Source organism: Streptomyces sp. NPDC005566 (assembly GCF_040605575.1).
Taxonomy (GTDB): Bacteria; Actinomycetota; Actinomycetes; order Streptomycetales; family Streptomycetaceae; genus Streptomyces.
Map to the genome: position 1 here is coordinate 169443 of NZ_JBEXDB010000002.1, position 16304 is coordinate 185746.

Genomic DNA, 16304 nt, shown 5'->3' on the forward strand with positions numbered 1-16304 from the left:
CTCCCCAGGGCCTTCACGGCCCCACCGATCGGGAGGAACGCATCATGGGCGACAGGACGCATTCACACACCGGGGCCGCCGGCAGAGCAGTGACGGCCGACCGGCCCGCTTCCGTACGGAACGTGGTACTGGTCGGCCACAGCGGCTCCGGCAAGACCACTCTGGTCGAGGCTCTCGCGCTCACGGCGGGCGCGGTCAACCGGGCCGGCCGGGTCGAGGACGGCGGCACCGTCTCCGACTACGACGAGATCGAGCAACGCCGACAACGTTCCGTACAGCTCTCGCTGGTCCCCGTCGAATGGGGCGGCTACAAGATCAATCTGCTGGACACGCCCGGCTACGCGGATTTCGTCGGGGAACTCAGGGCCGGTCTGCGCGCGGCGGACGCGGCCCTCTTCGTCGTCTCGGCGGCGCAGGAGGCCGACGCGGTCGCGGGCACCACCCGCGCGGTGTGGGAGGAGTGCGCCGCCGTCGGGATGCCGCGCGCGATCGTCGTCACGCACCTGGACACCGCCCGCACCTCCTTCGACGAGATGACCCGGGTCTGCGGCCGGCTCTTCGGCGGCGAGGACCCCGACGCCGTACTCCCCCTCTATCTGCCGGTGCAGGGCCCCGAAGCCCCGGACGGTCATGCGCCGCTGACAGGCCTCACCGGACTGCTCACGCAGCGGATCTTCGACTACTCCTCCGGGGAGCGGAAGGAGAACCCGCCCGCCGGCGACGAACGTGCGCCGCTCCTGGCGGCACGCAACCGGCTCATCGAAGGGATCATCGCCGAGAGCGAGGACGAGACCTTGATGGACCACTACCTCGGCGGTGGCGACATCGACACCGGGACACTCGTCGACGACCTGGAGCGCGCTGTCGCGCGCGGCGCCTTCCACCCCGTCCTCACCGCCGCCCCGGCCGTCGACGGCGCACGTCAGGGGATCGGCACGGTCGAGCTCCTGGACCTGATGACCGGCGGCTTCCCCTCCCCGCTCGAGCGGACCCTGCCCGCAGTCACCACCCCCGAGGGTGCCCCGCGCCCCGCGCCGGTCTGCGACCCGCAGGGGCCTCTGGTCGCCGAGGTGGTGAAGACGGCGTCCGACCCCTACGTCGGACGGGTCTCCCTCGTGCGCGTCTTCTCCGGCACCCTGCGCCCCGACGACACGGTGCACGTGTGCGGCCACGGCCTCACCGACCCGGGGCACGAACCGCGCCCCTGGCACGACGCGGACGTACGGGTCGGCGCGCTCTCCTCCCCCTTCGGCAAGCAGCAGCGCCCCCTGACCCACTGCATCGCCGGAGATCTCGCGTCGGTCTCCAAGCTGGGCGGTGCCGAGACGGGGGACACGCTCTCCGGCACCGGGGAGCCGCTGCTCATGGAGCCGTGGACCATGCCGGACCCGCTGCTGCCCCTTGCGGTGCGCGCGCACAGCAAGGCCGACGAGGACAAGCTCTCCCAGGGCCTGGCCCGGCTCGTCGCCGAGGATCCCACCCTGCGCCTGGAACAGAACAAGGACACCCATCAGGTCGTCCTGTGGTGCATGGGAGAGGCCCAGGCGGACGTCGCGCTGGAGCGGTTGCGCAGCAGGTACGGCGTTCAGGTCGACGCCGTCCCCCACCGGGTGCCCCTGCGGGAGACGTTCGCTTCGCGGACCGTCGGGCGGGGCCGTCACGTCAAGCAGTCGGGCGGCCACGGCCAGTACGCCATCTGTGAGATCGAGGTGGAGCCGCTGCCTCCCGGTACGGGCATCGAGTTCGTCGACAAGGTGGTGGGCGGCGCGGTGCCGCGCCAGTTCATCCCGTCCGTCGAGAAGGGCGTGCGCGCCCAGGCGGCCCGAGGCGTAGCGGCGGGGCACCCGCTCGTCGACGTCCGCATCACCCTGCTCGACGGAAAGTCACACTCGGTCGACTCGTCGGACGCCGCTTTCCAGACCGCCGGCGCCCTGGCACTGCGCGAGGCCGCCACCGACACCCGTATCCAGCTCCTCGAACCGGTCGCCGAGGTCCGGGTGCTGGTCCCCGACGACTACGTGGGAGCCGTGATGAGCGATCTCGCCGGCCGGCGGGGCAGGGTGGTCGGCACCGAGCAGGCGTCCGGGGAGCAGACGCTCGTACGCGCCGAGGTGCCCGAGATCGAGATCGGCAGGTACGCGGTCGATCTACGCTCCCTGTCGCACGGCACCGGACGATTCGACCGGGCGTACGCCCGGCACGAGGCCATGCCTCCCCAACTCGCCGACCGCATCCGCGAAGAGCAGGAAAACGGAACAAACGGAACGTAGCTGACCGGAATTGACACCTGCCACCCCGCTCCGGCCCCCACAGCCGGGCGGCGTCGCGATCCGGACGATACGCTGTGGTCCCAGCTCAGAAGGTGTGCGACGTACGGTAGTTGGGAACAGCCGCAGGAGCAGACCAGGCGTCAAGTGGGGGCGGCACAGTGGCCAACAACGGATTCGATTTCTCTCCCGGAGCGCAGATCCCTCTCCAGGGTTCGGCCGGACAGGCGGTGGCGACCAACGCCCTCGCCTCCGCCGCGTACCGCGACAGCGATGTGTCGGAGATCCTCAAGGCCAACAGCGAGTGGCACAAGTCCGAGGTGAAGCCGGGCGACTCCAAGCTCTTTAAGTCCGACTACTTCAAGCCGAATCTCGGTGAGGCGTTCTCCCGCGCCGTCCAGGAGCGCACGCTCGGGGGCGACCGCAAGGCACTCATCCAGTCCTTCGGCACCGACCCGCAGACCGTCGTCGAGCACTGCCTGTCCGCCACCCGGCTGCGCAAGGCGCGCGACACCCGGCTGACCCTGGTGACGGCTCTCTTCGGCTTCGCGTTCCTGCCCGGACTGGTCCTGTGGGTCCTGGCCTTCCGGCTTCGAGACTCCCTCAACAACTCCAAGGACAAGGTCTTCCAGTCCCTGGGGGGCGTCCTCCTCGCCGCCGTCGGTGTCGTCGCCGTCATCTTCCTGATCGCCATGCCGGTCACCGGGCTCCTGGCCCTCTATCTCCGGGCCATGGTCGTCGCCCCGGTCATCGGCTGGCTGCTCGCCAAACGGATCGCGGAGACGTCCGCCAAGGACATGCGCGACCGCTGGGAAGGGCTCCTCTCCGGCACCGGCGTCAGGGCCAAGATCCCCGAGGCCGTACCGAAGAACCCCAACGAGACCGCCCGCGAGGCCCTGCGCCAGGGCCTGGAGAAGCTCTCCGCCGAACAGCAGTCGAACGCGGTCTTCTACGCCGGCCCCAAGGGCATCCTCGGCATGGGCACCCGCTGGGGCAGCTGGCAGCTCGCGGAGGAGCTCGTACCCAAGGACCCCACCAAGGAGATCCACCAGTTCCGCAGCTGGGACCTGATACGGGTCATCCACGACCAGCTCAAGATGCTGGAGCGCGGCCCGCTGAACACCGGAGGCTTCCCCACCCCCTCCGTCAAGCACTGGATCGTGTCGCCCGTCGGTGAGAACGCCGACTCCGTCTCGCGCCCCGAGGGCGAGGACGTCGCCACCTTCCAGGTCAAGCCCCACGAGATACAGCGGATCTGCAACCACCAGCAGTTCGGCAGCGGGAACCGGCACTACCTGGGCGTCCAGTTCACCCTCTGGGACGGCCAGCTGGTGATCACCATGCTGATCACCGTCACCGTGCTCCACGAGACCCTGCGGATCGAGGTCACCGGACACGCGCTGGGTCCGGTCCACTCACTCTTCCTCTCCAAGCCGGAAGCCGAGACGAAGACGGTGAACAAGGCCGTCAAGTTCTGGGAGACCCGCAAGATCACGCTCCCCCTCGTCAAGGCGAAGGAGGTCGTCAGGCTCGCGCTGCGTGCCCCGTTCACCTGGCACCCGCCGCTGCTCGACTACCTCGGCGGCAAGATCGTCCTCCCCGAGCCCTTCGGCCTGCGCCACGCCTGGGCCGCCAAGCCGTGGGGCCACCGCTTCATGGCCGACGACGCCATGCGGGCAGCCACCCCCGTCCTGCGATCCGTGCACTCCGCCGCCATGCGGGTCCTGCAGGAGAACGGCGTCGACACCGAACGCTTCGACAACCGCTCCATGATCCTCAGCGGTCTCGTCCAGGACCCGGCACCGCGGAAGGCCGACGTCTACGACGCGTGACAAGCGACTGTGGGCGCCCCCGGCCACCTGGCCGCGGGCCCCCACACGTGCGATGCGGAAGGTCTCAGCCCGAGGGCTGCTCGGACGGCCACACACCGGCCAGCATCGCCCGGGTGTCCCCGAGCAGCTGAGGCAGCACCTTCGTGTGGGCGACGACCGGCATGAAGTTGGTGTCCCCGCCCCAGCGCGGCACCACGTGCTGATGCAGGTGCGCGGCGATTCCCGCCCCGGCCTCCGCACCCTGGTTCATCCCGATGTTGAAACCGTGGGCACCGGATGCCGCCCGCAGCGCGACCATCGCCCGCTTGGTGAAATCGGCGAGTTCGGCCGTCTCCGGACCGTCCAGCTCCGTGTAGTCCGCGACGTGCCGGTACGGCACGACCATCAGGTGGCCGCCGTTGTACGGGTACAGATTGAGCACGGCGTAGACCTTCTCGCCGCGCGCGACGACGAGCCCGTCCTCGTCCGACTTGGAGGGAATCACGCAGAACGGACAGCCGTCCTCGGCCCCCGGACCGTTCGGCTTGTTCTCACCCTGGATGTAGGCCATCCGGTGGGGCGTCCACAGGCGCTGGAACGCGTCGGGCGTCCCCACTCCGATCTGCTGCTCCGGCTCACTCGTCATGCCGGTCAGCATATTGCTTCACCCCCGCGGAGCGTGTCGCCGGGGCCCGGCCGGGCAGCGCACCGCAATGCTGAGGCCATGAGCGACCGCCGCGACCCTCCCGCCCCCTACCGGCTCAAGGAATGGGAGCAGCGCACGGAGGGCCCGCTCTTCGTCGCGGCGCTGGTCTTCCTCGCCGGTTACGCGGTCCGCGTCCTGGCCCCCCACGACAGCGAACCCTGGCGCGACATCGCCCTCGCCCTGGTCGCCGCCACCTGGCTGCTCTTCGCGGTGGACTACGGCGTACGGCTGCACCTGAGCGGCCTCGGCCGGCACTTCGTCCGCACCCACTGGCTGGACACCGTGGTGCTCGCACTGCCCCTGCTGCGCCCCCTGCGTGTGGTCCAGATCTACACGGCGGTCCAGAAGCGCCGGGACGAGCCACGGCTGAGCCTGTACGCCCGCGTGATCGCCTACGCGGGGCTCACGACCGTACTGCTCGGCTTCTCGGCGTCGCTCGCCGTGTACCACCTGGAGCACACGGTCCCGGACGCCAGCATCCGCACGTTCGGCGACGCGGTGTGGTGGGCGGGCGCGACCCTCACGACGGTGGGGTACGGGGACGCCGTGCCGGTCACGTTCGCCGGCCGGGTCATCGCGACGGGCCTGATGGCCTGCGGGCTGGCCCTGCTGGGGGCGGTGACGGGATCGTTCTCGTCGTGGCTGCTGCAGGTGTTCGCCCGTGAGGACGAGAAGAGGCCCCCGGGGAGCGTGTAGCTCCCCGGGGGCCTCTGCGAACAGGGATCACACCTGGACGCGGCGCTCCACCACGTCGGCGAGCTTGGCGATCGCTTCGTCGCGGGCGATGCCGTTCTCCTGCGAACCGTCGCGGTAGCGGAAGGACACCGTGCCCGCGTTCATGTCCTCGTCACCGACGATGATCATGAACGGCACCTTGGCGCGCTGGTGGTTGCGGATCTTCTTCTGCATCCGGTCCGAAGAGGCGTCGACCTCCACCCGCAGGCCCTTCTTCCGCGCCTCGGCGGCGAACTCCTGGAGGTAGGGGATGTGGGTGTCACCGATCGGGATGCCGACCGCCTGGACCGGGGCCAGCCACACCGGGAACGCACCCGCGTAGTGCTCGAGCAGCACCGCGAAGAAGCGCTCGATGGAGCCGAACAGTGCGCGGTGGATCATGACCGGGCGCTGCTTGGTGCCGTCCGGGCCGGTGTACTCCAGGTCGAAGCGCTCCGGCAGGTTGAAGTCGAGCTGCACGGTCGACATCTGCCAGGTACGGCCGATGGCGTCCTTGCACTGCACGGAGATCTTCGGGCCGTAGAACGCGGCGCCGCCCGGGTCGGGGACCAGGGGGAGCCCCTGCTTCTCGGCGACCTGGCGCAGCGTCTCGGTGGCCTCTTCCCAGATCTCGTCGGAGCCGACGAACTTCTCCGGGTCCTTGGTGGAGAGCTCCAGGTAGAAGTCGGTCAGACCGTAGTCGCGCAGGAGGTTCAGGACGAAGGTGAGCGTCCGGTCGAGCTCCTCCGCCATCTGCTCCTTGGTGCAGTAGATGTGCGCGTCGTCCTGGGTGAAGCCGCGCGAGCGGGTCAGGCCGTGGACGACACCCGACTTCTCGTACCGGTACACCGTGCCGAACTCGAAGAGGCGCAGCGGAAGTTCGCGGTACGAACGGCCTCGCGCGTCGAAGATCAGGTTGTGCATCGGGCAGTTCATCGGCTTGAGGTAGTAGTCCACCCCGTCGTCGAGCTGCATGGGCGGGTACATGCCGTCGGCGTACCAGTCCAGGTGACCGGACTTCTCGAAGAGCTTGCCCTTGGTCGCGTGGGGGCTGTAGACGAACTCGTAGCCCTCCTCCTCGTGGCGGCGCCGCGAGTAGTCCTCCATGGCCCGGCGGATGACGCCGCCCTTGGGGTGGAAGACGGCGAGGCCGGGGCCGATCTCGTCGGGGAAGGAGAAGAGGTCCAGCTCGTTGCCGAGCTTGCGGTGGTCGCGCTTGGCGGCCTCCTCCAGGAACTCCAGGTGCGCCTTGAGCTCGTCCTTGGTGGGCCACGCGGTGCCGTAGATGCGCTGCAGCATGGGGTTCTTCTCGCTGCCCCGCCAGTACGCCGCGGCGTTCCGCATCAGCTTGAACGCCGGGATGAACCGGGTGGTGGGCAGGTGAGGACCGCGGCAGAGGTCCTTCCAGCACAGCTCGCCGGTCTTGGCGTCGAAGTTGTCGTAGATGGTCAGCTCGCCGCCGCCCACCTCGACGTCCGCGCCGTCGTCCGAGGAGGCCGAGCCCTTGATGCCGATGAGCTCCAGCTTGTACGGCTCGTCGGCGAGCTCCTCACGGGCGGCCTCGTCGGTGACCACCCGGCGGGAGAACCTCTGCCCCCGCTTCTGGATCTCCTGCATCTTCTTCTCGATGGCCTTGAGGTCCTCGGGCGTGAACGGCTTCTCGACGTCGAAGTCGTAGTAGAAGCCGTCCTTGACCGGCGGGCCGATGCCCAGCTTGGCGTCGGGGTGCAGTTCCTGCACGGCCTGGGCCATCACGTGCGCGGTGGAGTGCCGCAGGATGTTGAGGCCGTCCTCGGAGGAGATCTCGACGGGCTCGACGACTTCGCCGTCCTTGAGCTCGTACGCGAGGTCCCGCAGCTCCCCCTCGACCCGTGCGGCGACGACGGTGCGCTGTCCGGGGAAGAGCTCGCCGGCCGTCGTTCCCGTCGTCACCACGTGCTCTTCCCGCTCGGAATCGCGTTGGATGATCACACGGACGTCTGACACCGGTCTCTCCTGACTGAGGGGGTGCGTCGCATTCCTCTGCGCGCAAGAGGAATCGTACCGAGCCGGAGGCCCCGGACGCGAAAGGGATACCGCGGGGGTACCCCGGGGGCTATCCCTCGTCCCCGGTGCACGCCTCCTCGAAGAAGTCGACGTTCTCCTGGAGCGACTTCATCAGCCGGTCCCGCTCCGCCTCGTCCACCTGGACGGGCGCGACCTGCGAGGCTCCGGTGAGCCGCCGGAAGCCGCCACGGTTCTCCAGCCGGCCCTCCACCCGCAGCGGCAGGCCGACGAGGTGGGCGTGCCCCGCGATCCGGTACGCCTCCTCGTCGAGTTCGATCCGGACGTGCGCGACCTCGGCACCGGCCAGCACGCGCAGCCGCACGATGCCCGGGCCGCGGGGCCCGGAGCGGCGCAGCCGCACGACGGCCCCGGTGACCCGTACCGGGACGGCGGGCTCGTCCTGGAGGTAGCGCACCCCTGCCAGGCGCAGGGCGGGCAGGTCGCCCGGGGAGAATTCGACGGGCTCGGGCCGCGCGGGGCAGCCGTCGGGCGTACCGGCGGCGGGCGCCCAGTCCAGGGTGATCCTGGTTCCTTCGGATCCCCGGACCAGAGCGACGACCGCCTCGGTCAGCTCCCTGCTGACGCCCGCGGCGACGGCACTGTCGAAGGCTTCCATGCCTCCGGTGGCGCGCTGGTAGTCGACGGCCTCCCGGGTGGCGTGCAGCGCCTGGTAGAGCTGTACGGCGACGGCCCGCCCGGACGCGACGGGGACGAAGACGGTGAGCCGGCGACCGCCCGGCGCGGGTCCGACGAGGGTGCCGTCCAGGGCCGCGCGCGCCTTCCCGCGGTGGCGTGCGCCGTGGTAGCCGGCGAGTCCGCGTACGGCGAGTGCTCCGGCGAGCAGGATCTGCCGGGCGGCCGTGCGCAGTTGTTCGGCCTCCGTCCAGCCCGCGGCCCCGGCGGCCTCCTCGGGAACGTCGCGCCACCAGCGGATCTCGTCGCTGGGCACGGCGAGGGAGACCAGGACGTCACGTGCCGACGGCGCGGCGCTGCGGGCGAGCGCGGTGAGGGCTTCGGCGAGCAGGTCCTCGCTGTCGGGGAAGGCGGCGGTGTCGGGCACGAGCAGGCTGGTGCCCGCGGCGGCGGCACCGGGAGGGGTCCACCGGCTGTAGCGCCCGGCGGCACCCCCGCGACGGCGCCAGCCGTGCCGGCGCAGGAGCGTGCCGAGTACGGCCGGGTCGACGAGGGCGGGGTCGGGCCCCTGGTCCACGTCCTCGGCGTACGGGTGCGCGCGTGTGCCCGCCGGGGTCATCCCGCCGGCGGGCTCGTCCATCGACCGGTGCATCAGGGTCTCCCTCCCGCCCCGACCCGGGCCATGATCTCGCAGAGTGCTCGGTCGTCGAAGATCCGCGAGGTCGGGATCCGCACAGTGGTCCTGTGCCGGCCCGTCACCGCGTGGCCGGCCAGGTTGGTCCAGTAGCAGCAGTGCCGCAGGTCGAGACGGTCGTGTCCGGCCCGCAGCCAGTCGTCCTGGCTGCGGGGCGCGATCATCACGACGAGGATCTTGTGCACCGACACGGGTGTCCGTGCGAGCTTCACGAGGTGGGCGTTGTCGAGCGTGAAGGAGAACGCCGCGCCAGGTGGGTGCGGGGGAATCTGGTAGGTGCACTTGAGCTGCACCTTGATGGTCACTTCGTCGTCGACGGTGTGGTCGGGGGCGCCGTGGCTGACGTGCCAGTCGATGCCGTTGTCGGGAAAGGGCTGCGACAGGGAACACCCCGCCGCGGCCGCTACCGCGTGCAAGTAGCCCACCTGGAGGGTCTCCATGCAGGCGGTGGTGGCGAGTGTGCCGCGCAGTGGTGGTGCGATCCGCTGCGGCGGCGGTCCTCCCCCGTAGTCCTCGGCGCGGGCGGGACCCCCTGGGTTCGGCTGCGCGAGCGCCATGGCTCCGTGTGCCTTCCGGGCTGTGCCGACCGGTTGCCCGGTCTCCGCTGACGGGACGGCCAACTTCATTTCCCGTCTCCTGTGTTGTCACCGCAGGAGACGGTCCGCAAACGGCGTATCAGGCAAAGGGCCCGGGTATCACCGAATCGGGCAGAGGAATCCCGTCATCTGCCGCGCAGGGGCGAGGAGTTCGGGGATGATGCACTGGTTCGAAGGGCCGTTGGCCGCTTTTGACACGGAGACGACAGGCGTGGACGTCGAGGAGGACCGGATCGTTTCGGCCGCTCTCGTCGTCCAGGACACCGCGGGCGGACGCCTTCGCGTCACCCGCTGGCTGGTCAATCCCGGGATACCGGTACCCGTCGGGGCCACCGAGATCCACGGTCTGACCGACGATCACCTGCAGCGCAACGGCCGGTGGCCCGCGCCGGTCGTCGAGGAGATAGCACGGGCGCTCGCCGAGCAGTGCGCGACGGGCCGGCCGCTCGTCGTGATGAACGCGCCGTTCGATCTGACGCTGCTGGACCGGGAGCTGAAACGGCACCGGGCGTCGTCGCTGGGGACGTATCTGCAGAACACGCCCCTGTGCGTGCTGGACCCGCGCGTCCTGGACAAGCATCTGGACCGCTATCGCAAGGGCCGGCGCACGCTGACGGATCTCTGCGAGCTGTACGGGGTGGTGTTGGACGGGGCGCATGACGCGGCGGCCGACGCGGCGGCGTCGCTGGAGCTGGTGCGTGCGGTGGGGCGGAGGTTCTCCGCCCGCCTGGAGCGGCTGTCGCCGGCGGAGCTGCACTCGTTGCAGGCGGTGTGGCACGCGGCGCAGGCGCGCGGTCTGCAGGCGTGGTTCGAGAAGAACGGCGAGGCGGAGGCGGTGGATCCGGCGTGGCCGCTGCGTCCGGAGCTGCCGGCGGCGGCCTGATCCGGGCCGGGTACGCGAAAGCCGGTCCGTCGGTGGTGCTGACGGACCGGCTCTTCCCGGGTGGGCGATACTGGTTTCGAACCAGTGACCTCTTCGGTGTGAACGAAGCGCTCTCCCACTGAGCTAATCGCCCGGGAACGGGTTGAACCATACAGGGCCCGGCGGTCTCCGTTCAAACTCCTTGCAGCCATGCCGCCAGCCCGCGGCGTCCGGCGCGCATCATCAGCGTGTGGTTGGCGCGGAAGACCAGGCGTCCGGGTACGGCGAGGCGGCGCAGCAGCCTCTTGCGGACGACGGCCTCCTGCTCGTAGAGCACGCGGCTGCCGCCGTCGTGCGCGGTGACGGTCCAGCGGACCCAGCCTTCGAGATCGCCGGTCATGGAGGCCTGGAGGATCCGGGACGCGGGCTCACGACGGTTCTGTACGACGGTCACGACCAGGTCGTACGGGAGGAAGGAGCGGAAGCGCGTCGTGGCGGAGGTGTCGTCGACAGGAGTGACCTCGCGGACCTGCGGCCACCACCGGGGGTAGTCCTCGGCGTCTTCCAGGGCCGCGTACACGGTGTCGGGAGCGGCGGGCAGGTCCCAGACGCTGGTGAAGCGGTAGTGGTTCCAGTCCATGGGTCCAGTCTGCGCGTGGCGGACCTACTCATGGGCGGAACTGAGTATCCGAGCGCATGTACGAGCGTGTGGTCGGCGCCACACTCCCAACATGGAACATGTGCCGCCACCCGCCGAGGAATTGGCGCTCCTCGACCAAGAACTTGTCCGGCTCGACGCCCGTCGGCTCCAGCTGCTGAACCGCCGCGCCTGGCTGATGAGCGTGCTGCGCGCGCCGGTGGCGCCGCCCCCGTTCGCGGCACCTCCCGCACGGCTTCCTGCCACACCGTTCGGCTGGGGGCCGCCGGTGGGGGCCGCCCCCGCTGCCCCGGTGTCCGGTGCGTCCGGTGTGCAGAACGTGCTGTTGGTCCTCGGTGGTCTGCTGCTGACGATCGCGGCGATCGCGTTCACCCTGTTCAGCTGGGGCGAGATGGGTATCGCCGGCCGTTCGGCGGTCCTGGCGACGGTGACGGTGGCCGCGCTCGCGGCTCCCGCGCTGCTGCTGAGGCGCAAACTGTCAGCGACGGCTGAGGCGCTGGCGGCGTTGGCGCTGGTGCTGACGGTGCTGGACGCGTACGCGCTGCACGCGGTGGCCTTGCCGGACACGGACGGGCTCGGTTTCGCGGCGGTCTCGTCCGCGGTGCTGACGGCGTCGTGGGCGGCGTACGGGCTGGCGCTCGGGCGGCTGCGGCTGCCGCTGCCCGCCGCCGTGGTGGCGGGGCAGCTGCCGCTGGTGCTGGCAGCGTGGGCCGCCGGGGCGCAGGCCGTGGTCTTCGGATGGGCGCTGCTGGTGACCGCGGCCGCGGATGCCGCGGTGGCGCTGTGGGGCCGGGGGCTCGCGGTGCGGATCACAGCGGGTATCGGGGCGGCGTCGGCCGGGCTGATCGCGATGCTGATCGGCCTGAGCCGGTCGGTGTCGGCCGATGGACCGCTCGCGGCCGCGAGCCCGGGTGCGCTGTTGCTGGCCGGTGCGGTGGTGGCGCTGTTCGGGGCATGGCGCGCGCCGAAGGATTGGGCCGCTGCCGCGGGTGCGGTGGCGGGTCTCGCCACGGTGGCCGCGGTGGGCGGTGTACTGCGTACGGGTCTGCCGTGGAACTGGTCCGTGGTGGTGTACCTGCTGTGCGGTGCGGCGCTGACGGCGGTGGTACGGGTCCGGGTTCCGCAGCCGGTGGGCCGGGGTGTGCTGGCGGCGTCCGCGGCGGTGACGGCGGGTGCGGTGCTGTGGGCGTCGCCCGCGGTGGCGGCTGTGCTGCTGGGGCCGGTGTCCTTGCTGACCGATGTGTGGGCCGGGGCGCCGGGGAGCGTCCGGGGCGCGCTGGGACCGTCGATGCCGTGGCCTGATTCGGCTGCCTCGCCGGTGGTTCTGGTGCTGGTGGCGGGCCCGTTGGCTGCTCTGTACGCCGGCTGGGACCGGGTGCGCGGCACGCTGCTGTCGCCCCGGCCGGGGTGGCGTGTCGCTGCGGCGGCCGGCGCGATGGTCCTGGGCTGGGGTGCGGCGCTGACGCTTCCGGCTGTGATGGACGTGCCGTACGCGGTGGCGGTGGGCGTGGAACTGCTGCTGGTGGCGGGGCTGCTGGCGGTCGCCGTGCGGCAGGCGGCCGGAGCGCTCTCGCTCACCGCCCTGGTGTGCGCGCTCGTGGGCGCGGTGAGTGCGGGCCTGCTCGCGCTGGCCGCCGAACCGGCCACGTACGCGGTGTTCGTGGGCCTGTCGGTGCTGTTCGCGGGTGCGGCGGCCCGGTCGAGGGCGGCTGCGGTGCAGTCGGTTCTCGCCGGTGCTTCCGTCCTGTGCGCGATCGTGCCCGTGTCGGCGGCGGGGGCTTCGCTGGGGTGGAGCGCGCCGCACACGGCCCCTCTGGTCCTGGTCGTTCCCGCGGTGACGGTGCTGCTCGGGGCCCGCCTGCGGGTGGCCGCGGTGGCGTTGACGCTGGAGCTCACCGGGGCCTTCGGAGCGGTGGTGGCCGTGGCGCTCGCGGTGACGGACGCGCCCTTCCTGGCCCTGGTGCTGGCGCTGTGCGGGGTGCTGGCCGCGGGTACCGCGGTGCGGCCGGACCGCCGGCCGGTGGCGGGGTACGTGGCGGCGGTGCTGTTCGTGATGGCGGCGTGGGTGCGGCTGGCGGCTTCGCAGGTGTCGGACCCGGAGGCGTACACCCTGCCGGTGTCGGTGATCGCGTTCGCGGTCGGGTACCTGCGCCGTCGCACGGATCCGGCCGCGTCCTCCTGGGTGGCGTACGGCCCCGCGCTCTCGATGACGATGGTGCCGAGCCTCGTGGTGGCGTGGGTCGATCCGCACTGGCTGCGGCCCCTGCTTCTGGGCGTGGCGGCGCTGGTGGTCACGCTGGTGGGCGCACGTTTCCGGCTTCAGGCGCCCCTGGTGCTGGGCGGTTCGGTCCTGGCGCTGGTCGGGCTCCACGAGCTGGCCCCGCATGTCGTCCAGGTCTTCGACGCACTCCCCCGCTGGGCGCCCCCGGCGCTCGCCGGGCTGCTGCTGCTCGCCCTCGGGGCGACGTACGAGCAGCGGCTGCGCGACGCGCGCCGGGTGCGGGAGAGCCTCGGCCGGATGCGTTAGGGCATCTTGTCGCCGACGAGTGCGAGGTTCTGGATCGCCGCGAGTCCGTACAGGGCGGTGGAGTTGGTGCTGACCCAGGCCGCTTCACTGCCCGGTACGGGTCCGGTCGGTCCCTCGACCTCGTGGGTGCTCCAGTCGGTGGTCTCCTTGTAGTCCCAGGTGTCGGCGCTGCTGTAGAACTGCTTCCACGCCCGGGTGGCCAGGGTGACGTCGCCGGTCCGTACGGCGGCGTAGGCGTCCTGGCGGGAGTGGCCCTGGAACAGCAGCAGGGTGCCGAAGTTGCTGCCGTAGCGGGCGGTCTGTTCCGCCTTGGTGGCGTTGAAGTAGCGGCAGTAGTCGATCCAGGCAGCCTCGAACTCCGGCATGTCGATCATGTCGATGAGTTCGGCGTTGAGCTCGACCAGGCCGAACATGGCCGAGAGATGCGAGACACCGACCTCGGGCTTCTCGGCTATCGCGAACTTGCCCGTGTCGAGGTCGTACAGACCGACGCCCTGGACGAAGCCGTTGGGCTGGGCGGCGATGGTCTCCATGGTGGACAGCACCCGGTCCCTGGCCTTCTCCCACTTGGGGCCGCGGCGCTCCCACTCGGTGAGCCAGGCGGAGACGAGGCCGCTCCAGTCGGTGCCGAAGCCGATGGACAAGGCGTGCCGGTCCGGGGTGTAGGGCTCGGTGCGGATCTTGCGGATGGGGTCGAGGGCGAGGAAGGTCTCGTCGGAGTCGACGTTGGCGTGCATGAGGTCGCCGACGCGCTCGTCCGCGGTGAGGAAGTAGAACATCCGGCGGTAGGTGGTGTTGGCGATGCGCTGCTGCTTGGCGCTGTCGGCGTAGTGCTGGACGCCGTGGCGCGTGCCGAGTCCCGCCCACTTGCCGAGGTGGTACACGTCGACTTCGCCGGTGTGCCGGGTCATGGCTTCGGCGAAGCGGTAGATGTCGGCGCGGCCCGAGCGCATGTACGCGTACCAGAGCCACAGGTCGGGCGAGAGCTCGGAGTTGTCCCAGGCGTAGCCGCCGACGTCGTAGCACCACTGATGACGGGTGGGGTCGTAGGTGTGCATGATGTCGCCGTAGTCCCAGAAGCCGTACCAACGGCGCATCTCCACCTGGTCCTTGTAGTACGTGAAGAGGAAGTCCAGGTGGTCCTCGATCTTCGACGTGGCGGCGGTGGACCGGTCGGGTTCGGCGAAGAGCCCGCCGAAGACCTTGGCCTCGATGAGCTGCTTGGGCGGCGCGGCGAGCTGCGGCGGGGTGCGTACGGCGTCGACCTGTCGGGCGAGGGTCTCGGCGGCGGGGGTGGACTCGTTGGCCCAGAAGAGGAGTTCGCTCGTCCGCGCGATGCCGTACGGGGTGCCGAAGCCGGGTTCGTAGTCCTCGTAGGTGATGTTGAGGCCTTCGAGCTGTTCGGCGTAGGTGTCCTGCTCCATGCCGTCGTGGTAGAAGCGCAGGTCCATGGGCTGGGCTTCGGGTGACCAGAGCCAGAGGGTGACCTCGGCCTCGTCGGTCCGGGCGTCGCGGATGTCCAGCTGGGCGGGGTGCTTCTCCCAGAAGTCGCGCAGTCCGAAGGAGAATCCGCCGCTCGGTCCGCCGACGTATCCGAAGCCGGAGGCCCGTGTGCCGCCTCCGGCGGGGATCCAGCCGTGGCCCTTCTTCGTGCGCTTGCGCAGCCCGAAGCCGTCGGCGGAGAGCTGGGAGAGGGTGTAGTCGCCCCATTCGGGGATGTACTGGAGTCGGGTGGTGACCCGTTGGTCCCAGGTGGCGGGGTCGGGGAGCTTGTGGCCGGCGAACTGTGCCTCGCGTATGGCGACGCCGGGGTCCCGGCGCAGTCCGGTGATGCCCTTCACGGCCTCGCGCAGGAGGCCGGTGCCGTCGCCGCCGATACGGATGTGGCGGTCGTGGGCGGCGTCGCGCATCGGGACGCCGAAGCGGACACCGAGGCCGCGGATGAAGTCGCCGCTCGCCTTTCCGGGTTCCTGGGTGCCGTCGTAGGTGATGGTGTGCATCATCCGGAAGGAGTCGGCGCCCGCGTAGAAGTAGAAGCGCACGGAGAACGGCATCCAGGAGCGGGAGCCCTTGCGGTGCTTGCCGTCGATGCGGACGACGGCACGGACGGGGCCGTCCTGCTCCGTCTCGGCCGCGTCGATGACGCTCTCGAAGCGCTCGTACTTCTCGTTGCCCTGGTCGCCGTCCTCGATCTCGTTCTGGCGCAGCAGGACGAGCCGGCCGTTGCGGGCGATCTCGGTGGAGCCGCGGGTGACGGTCTTGACCAGGGCGGAACCGTTGGTGCCGAGCTCGGCGGTGATCACCCCGGTGGAGACGGTGATGGTGCCGCCCGTGCGGATGACGGTGACCCTCTTCTCCGGGGCGGCGGGGGCCCCGGTGGTGAGCGCGAACTTCTTCGCGGTGACCTCGGGGCCGACCGCGTGCGCGGTCCATTTGAGCGAGCCGTCGGGCCAGTAGCCGATGGGCCAGGTCTGTACGGGGACGTCCTTGCCGTCCTCGGTGGCCAGAGCGAACGTCTGGTCCTTCGCGTACTGCCCCTTGGGCCAGGGCACACCGAGCGTGGACCCGGGGGCGGCGCCGAGGCCGCCGGGCTCGAGCCAGGTGAGGGGGACGGGCTCGGTGGTGCGCTCAGCGGTCGGGGCGGCGGTTGCGGTGGTGGCACCGAGGGACCAGCTGAACTGGGCGGCGGCGCCGACCGCCGCCGCTGCCTTCAGGAGTGTTCTGCGGGGCATCCTGGACATGGTTGTGCCTCTCTCCGTGCGGATCGGGGACATCGAAAGGACGGTGCGG

The 16304-nt window shown here is 70.8% G+C and carries 11 protein-coding genes and 1 tRNA gene; 5 read left to right on the top strand and 7 right to left on the bottom strand.

The genetic code is table 11. The features are described 5' to 3' along the window. The first annotated feature begins 44 nt into the window (after nt 1-44). Nucleotides 45-2270, top strand: coding sequence for an elongation factor G-like protein EF-G2 (locus tag ABZS61_RS03625; RefSeq protein WP_356415519.1), 2226 nt, complete (start codon nt 45-47; stop codon nt 2268-2270). Between the two features lie 158 nt (nt 2271-2428). Beyond that, on the top strand, nt 2429-4099 hold the full coding sequence (locus tag ABZS61_RS03630; RefSeq protein ID WP_356415522.1) for a hypothetical protein: 1671 nt from the start codon (nt 2429-2431) through the stop codon (nt 4097-4099). A 64-nt stretch (nt 4100-4163) separates the two neighbouring features. Here ABZS61_RS03630 and ABZS61_RS03635 read toward each other — a convergent pair whose 3' ends face one another. Next, complete coding sequence (locus tag ABZS61_RS03635; RefSeq protein WP_356415525.1) at nt 4164-4736, bottom strand: HIT domain-containing protein; 573 nt, start codon at nt 4734-4736, stop codon at nt 4164-4166. 66 nt (nt 4737-4802) lie between these two features. Between ABZS61_RS03635 and ABZS61_RS03640 the strand changes: the two genes are divergently transcribed. Next, nucleotides 4803-5480 carry an ion channel gene (locus ABZS61_RS03640; protein ID WP_356415528.1) on the top strand — a complete coding sequence of 226 codons (678 nt, stop codon included), beginning with the start codon at nt 4803-4805 and terminating at the stop codon, nt 5478-5480. A 27-nt stretch (nt 5481-5507) separates the two neighbouring features. Here the strand turns inward: ABZS61_RS03640 and thrS are convergent, their stop codons facing one another. The 3 genes from thrS to ABZS61_RS03655 form a co-directional block, all read right to left on the bottom strand. Further along, nucleotides 5508-7484, bottom strand: a complete 1977-nt coding sequence (gene thrS, locus ABZS61_RS03645) for a threonine--tRNA ligase (RefSeq protein ID WP_356415531.1) — start codon at nt 7482-7484, stop codon at nt 5508-5510. 109 nt (nt 7485-7593) lie between these two features. Continuing rightward, nucleotides 7594-8829, bottom strand: coding sequence for a hypothetical protein (locus ABZS61_RS03650; RefSeq protein WP_356415534.1), 1236 nt, complete (start codon nt 8827-8829; stop codon nt 7594-7596). Further along, nucleotides 8829-9428 (bottom strand): DUF4365 domain-containing protein, encoded by a 600-nt coding sequence (locus tag ABZS61_RS03655; RefSeq protein ID WP_356416391.1) that lies wholly within the window; start codon nt 9426-9428, stop codon nt 8829-8831. Before ABZS61_RS03655 ends, ABZS61_RS03650 begins: the two co-directional genes overlap by 1 nt. Nucleotides 9429-9624: 196 nt before the next feature. On the opposite strand from ABZS61_RS03655, the gene ABZS61_RS03660 reads away from it, so the two are divergent. Then, entirely contained in the window at nt 9625-10350 is a 726-nt protein-coding gene (locus tag ABZS61_RS03660; protein WP_356415537.1) for a 3'-5' exonuclease, read from the top strand. A 61-nt stretch (nt 10351-10411) separates the two neighbouring features. On the opposite strand, the gene ABZS61_RS03665 is transcribed toward ABZS61_RS03660, so the two are convergent. Together ABZS61_RS03665 and ABZS61_RS03670 are read right to left on the bottom strand one after the other, a co-directional pair. Beyond that, nucleotides 10412-10483 (bottom strand) — tRNA-Val (locus ABZS61_RS03665). A gap of 39 nt (nt 10484-10522) precedes the next feature. Next, a complete protein-coding gene (locus tag ABZS61_RS03670) occupies nt 10523-10969 on the bottom strand; it encodes an SRPBCC family protein (protein WP_356415540.1) in 447 nt (148 codons plus the stop codon). A 91-nt stretch (nt 10970-11060) separates the two neighbouring features. On the opposite strand from ABZS61_RS03670, the gene ABZS61_RS03675 reads away from it, so the two are divergent. Then, nucleotides 11061-13514 carry a hypothetical protein gene (locus tag ABZS61_RS03675; RefSeq protein WP_356415543.1) on the top strand — a complete coding sequence of 818 codons (2454 nt, stop codon included), beginning with the start codon at nt 11061-11063 and terminating at the stop codon, nt 13512-13514. Here ABZS61_RS03675 and ABZS61_RS03680 read toward each other — a convergent pair. Then, on the bottom strand, nt 13511-16255 hold the full coding sequence (locus tag ABZS61_RS03680) for a Tat pathway signal sequence domain protein (RefSeq protein WP_356415545.1): 2745 nt from the start codon (nt 16253-16255) through the stop codon (nt 13511-13513). The two genes, ABZS61_RS03675 and ABZS61_RS03680, sit on opposite strands and share 4 nt — an antisense overlap. Nucleotides 16256-16304 lie beyond the last annotated feature (49 nt).

Excerpts from the sequence above, each read along its gene's own strand:
- ABZS61_RS03625 (WP_356415519.1), top strand. The coding sequence starts at position 45 with ATGGGCGACAGGACGCATTCACACACCGGGGCCGCCGGCAGAGCAGTG.
- ABZS61_RS03635 (WP_356415525.1), bottom strand. The coding sequence starts at position 4,736 with ATGCTGACCGGCATGACGAGTGAGCCGGAGCAGCAGATCGGAGTGGGG.
- ABZS61_RS03640 (WP_356415528.1), top strand. The coding sequence starts at position 4,803 with ATGAGCGACCGCCGCGACCCTCCCGCCCCCTACCGGCTCAAGGAATGG.
- ABZS61_RS03650 (WP_356415534.1), bottom strand. The coding sequence starts at position 8,829 with ATGCACCGGTCGATGGACGAGCCCGCCGGCGGGATGACCCCGGCGGGC.
- ABZS61_RS03655 (WP_356416391.1), bottom strand. The coding sequence starts at position 9,428 with ATGGCGCTCGCGCAGCCGAACCCAGGGGGTCCCGCCCGCGCCGAGGAC.
- ABZS61_RS03660 (WP_356415537.1), top strand. The coding sequence starts at position 9,625 with ATGATGCACTGGTTCGAAGGGCCGTTGGCCGCTTTTGACACGGAGACG.
- ABZS61_RS03670 (WP_356415540.1), bottom strand. The coding sequence starts at position 10,969 with ATGGACTGGAACCACTACCGCTTCACCAGCGTCTGGGACCTGCCCGCC.
- ABZS61_RS03675 (WP_356415543.1), top strand. The coding sequence starts at position 11,061 with ATGGAACATGTGCCGCCACCCGCCGAGGAATTGGCGCTCCTCGACCAA.
- ABZS61_RS03680 (WP_356415545.1), bottom strand. The coding sequence starts at position 16,255 with ATGTCCAGGATGCCCCGCAGAACACTCCTGAAGGCAGCGGCGGCGGTC.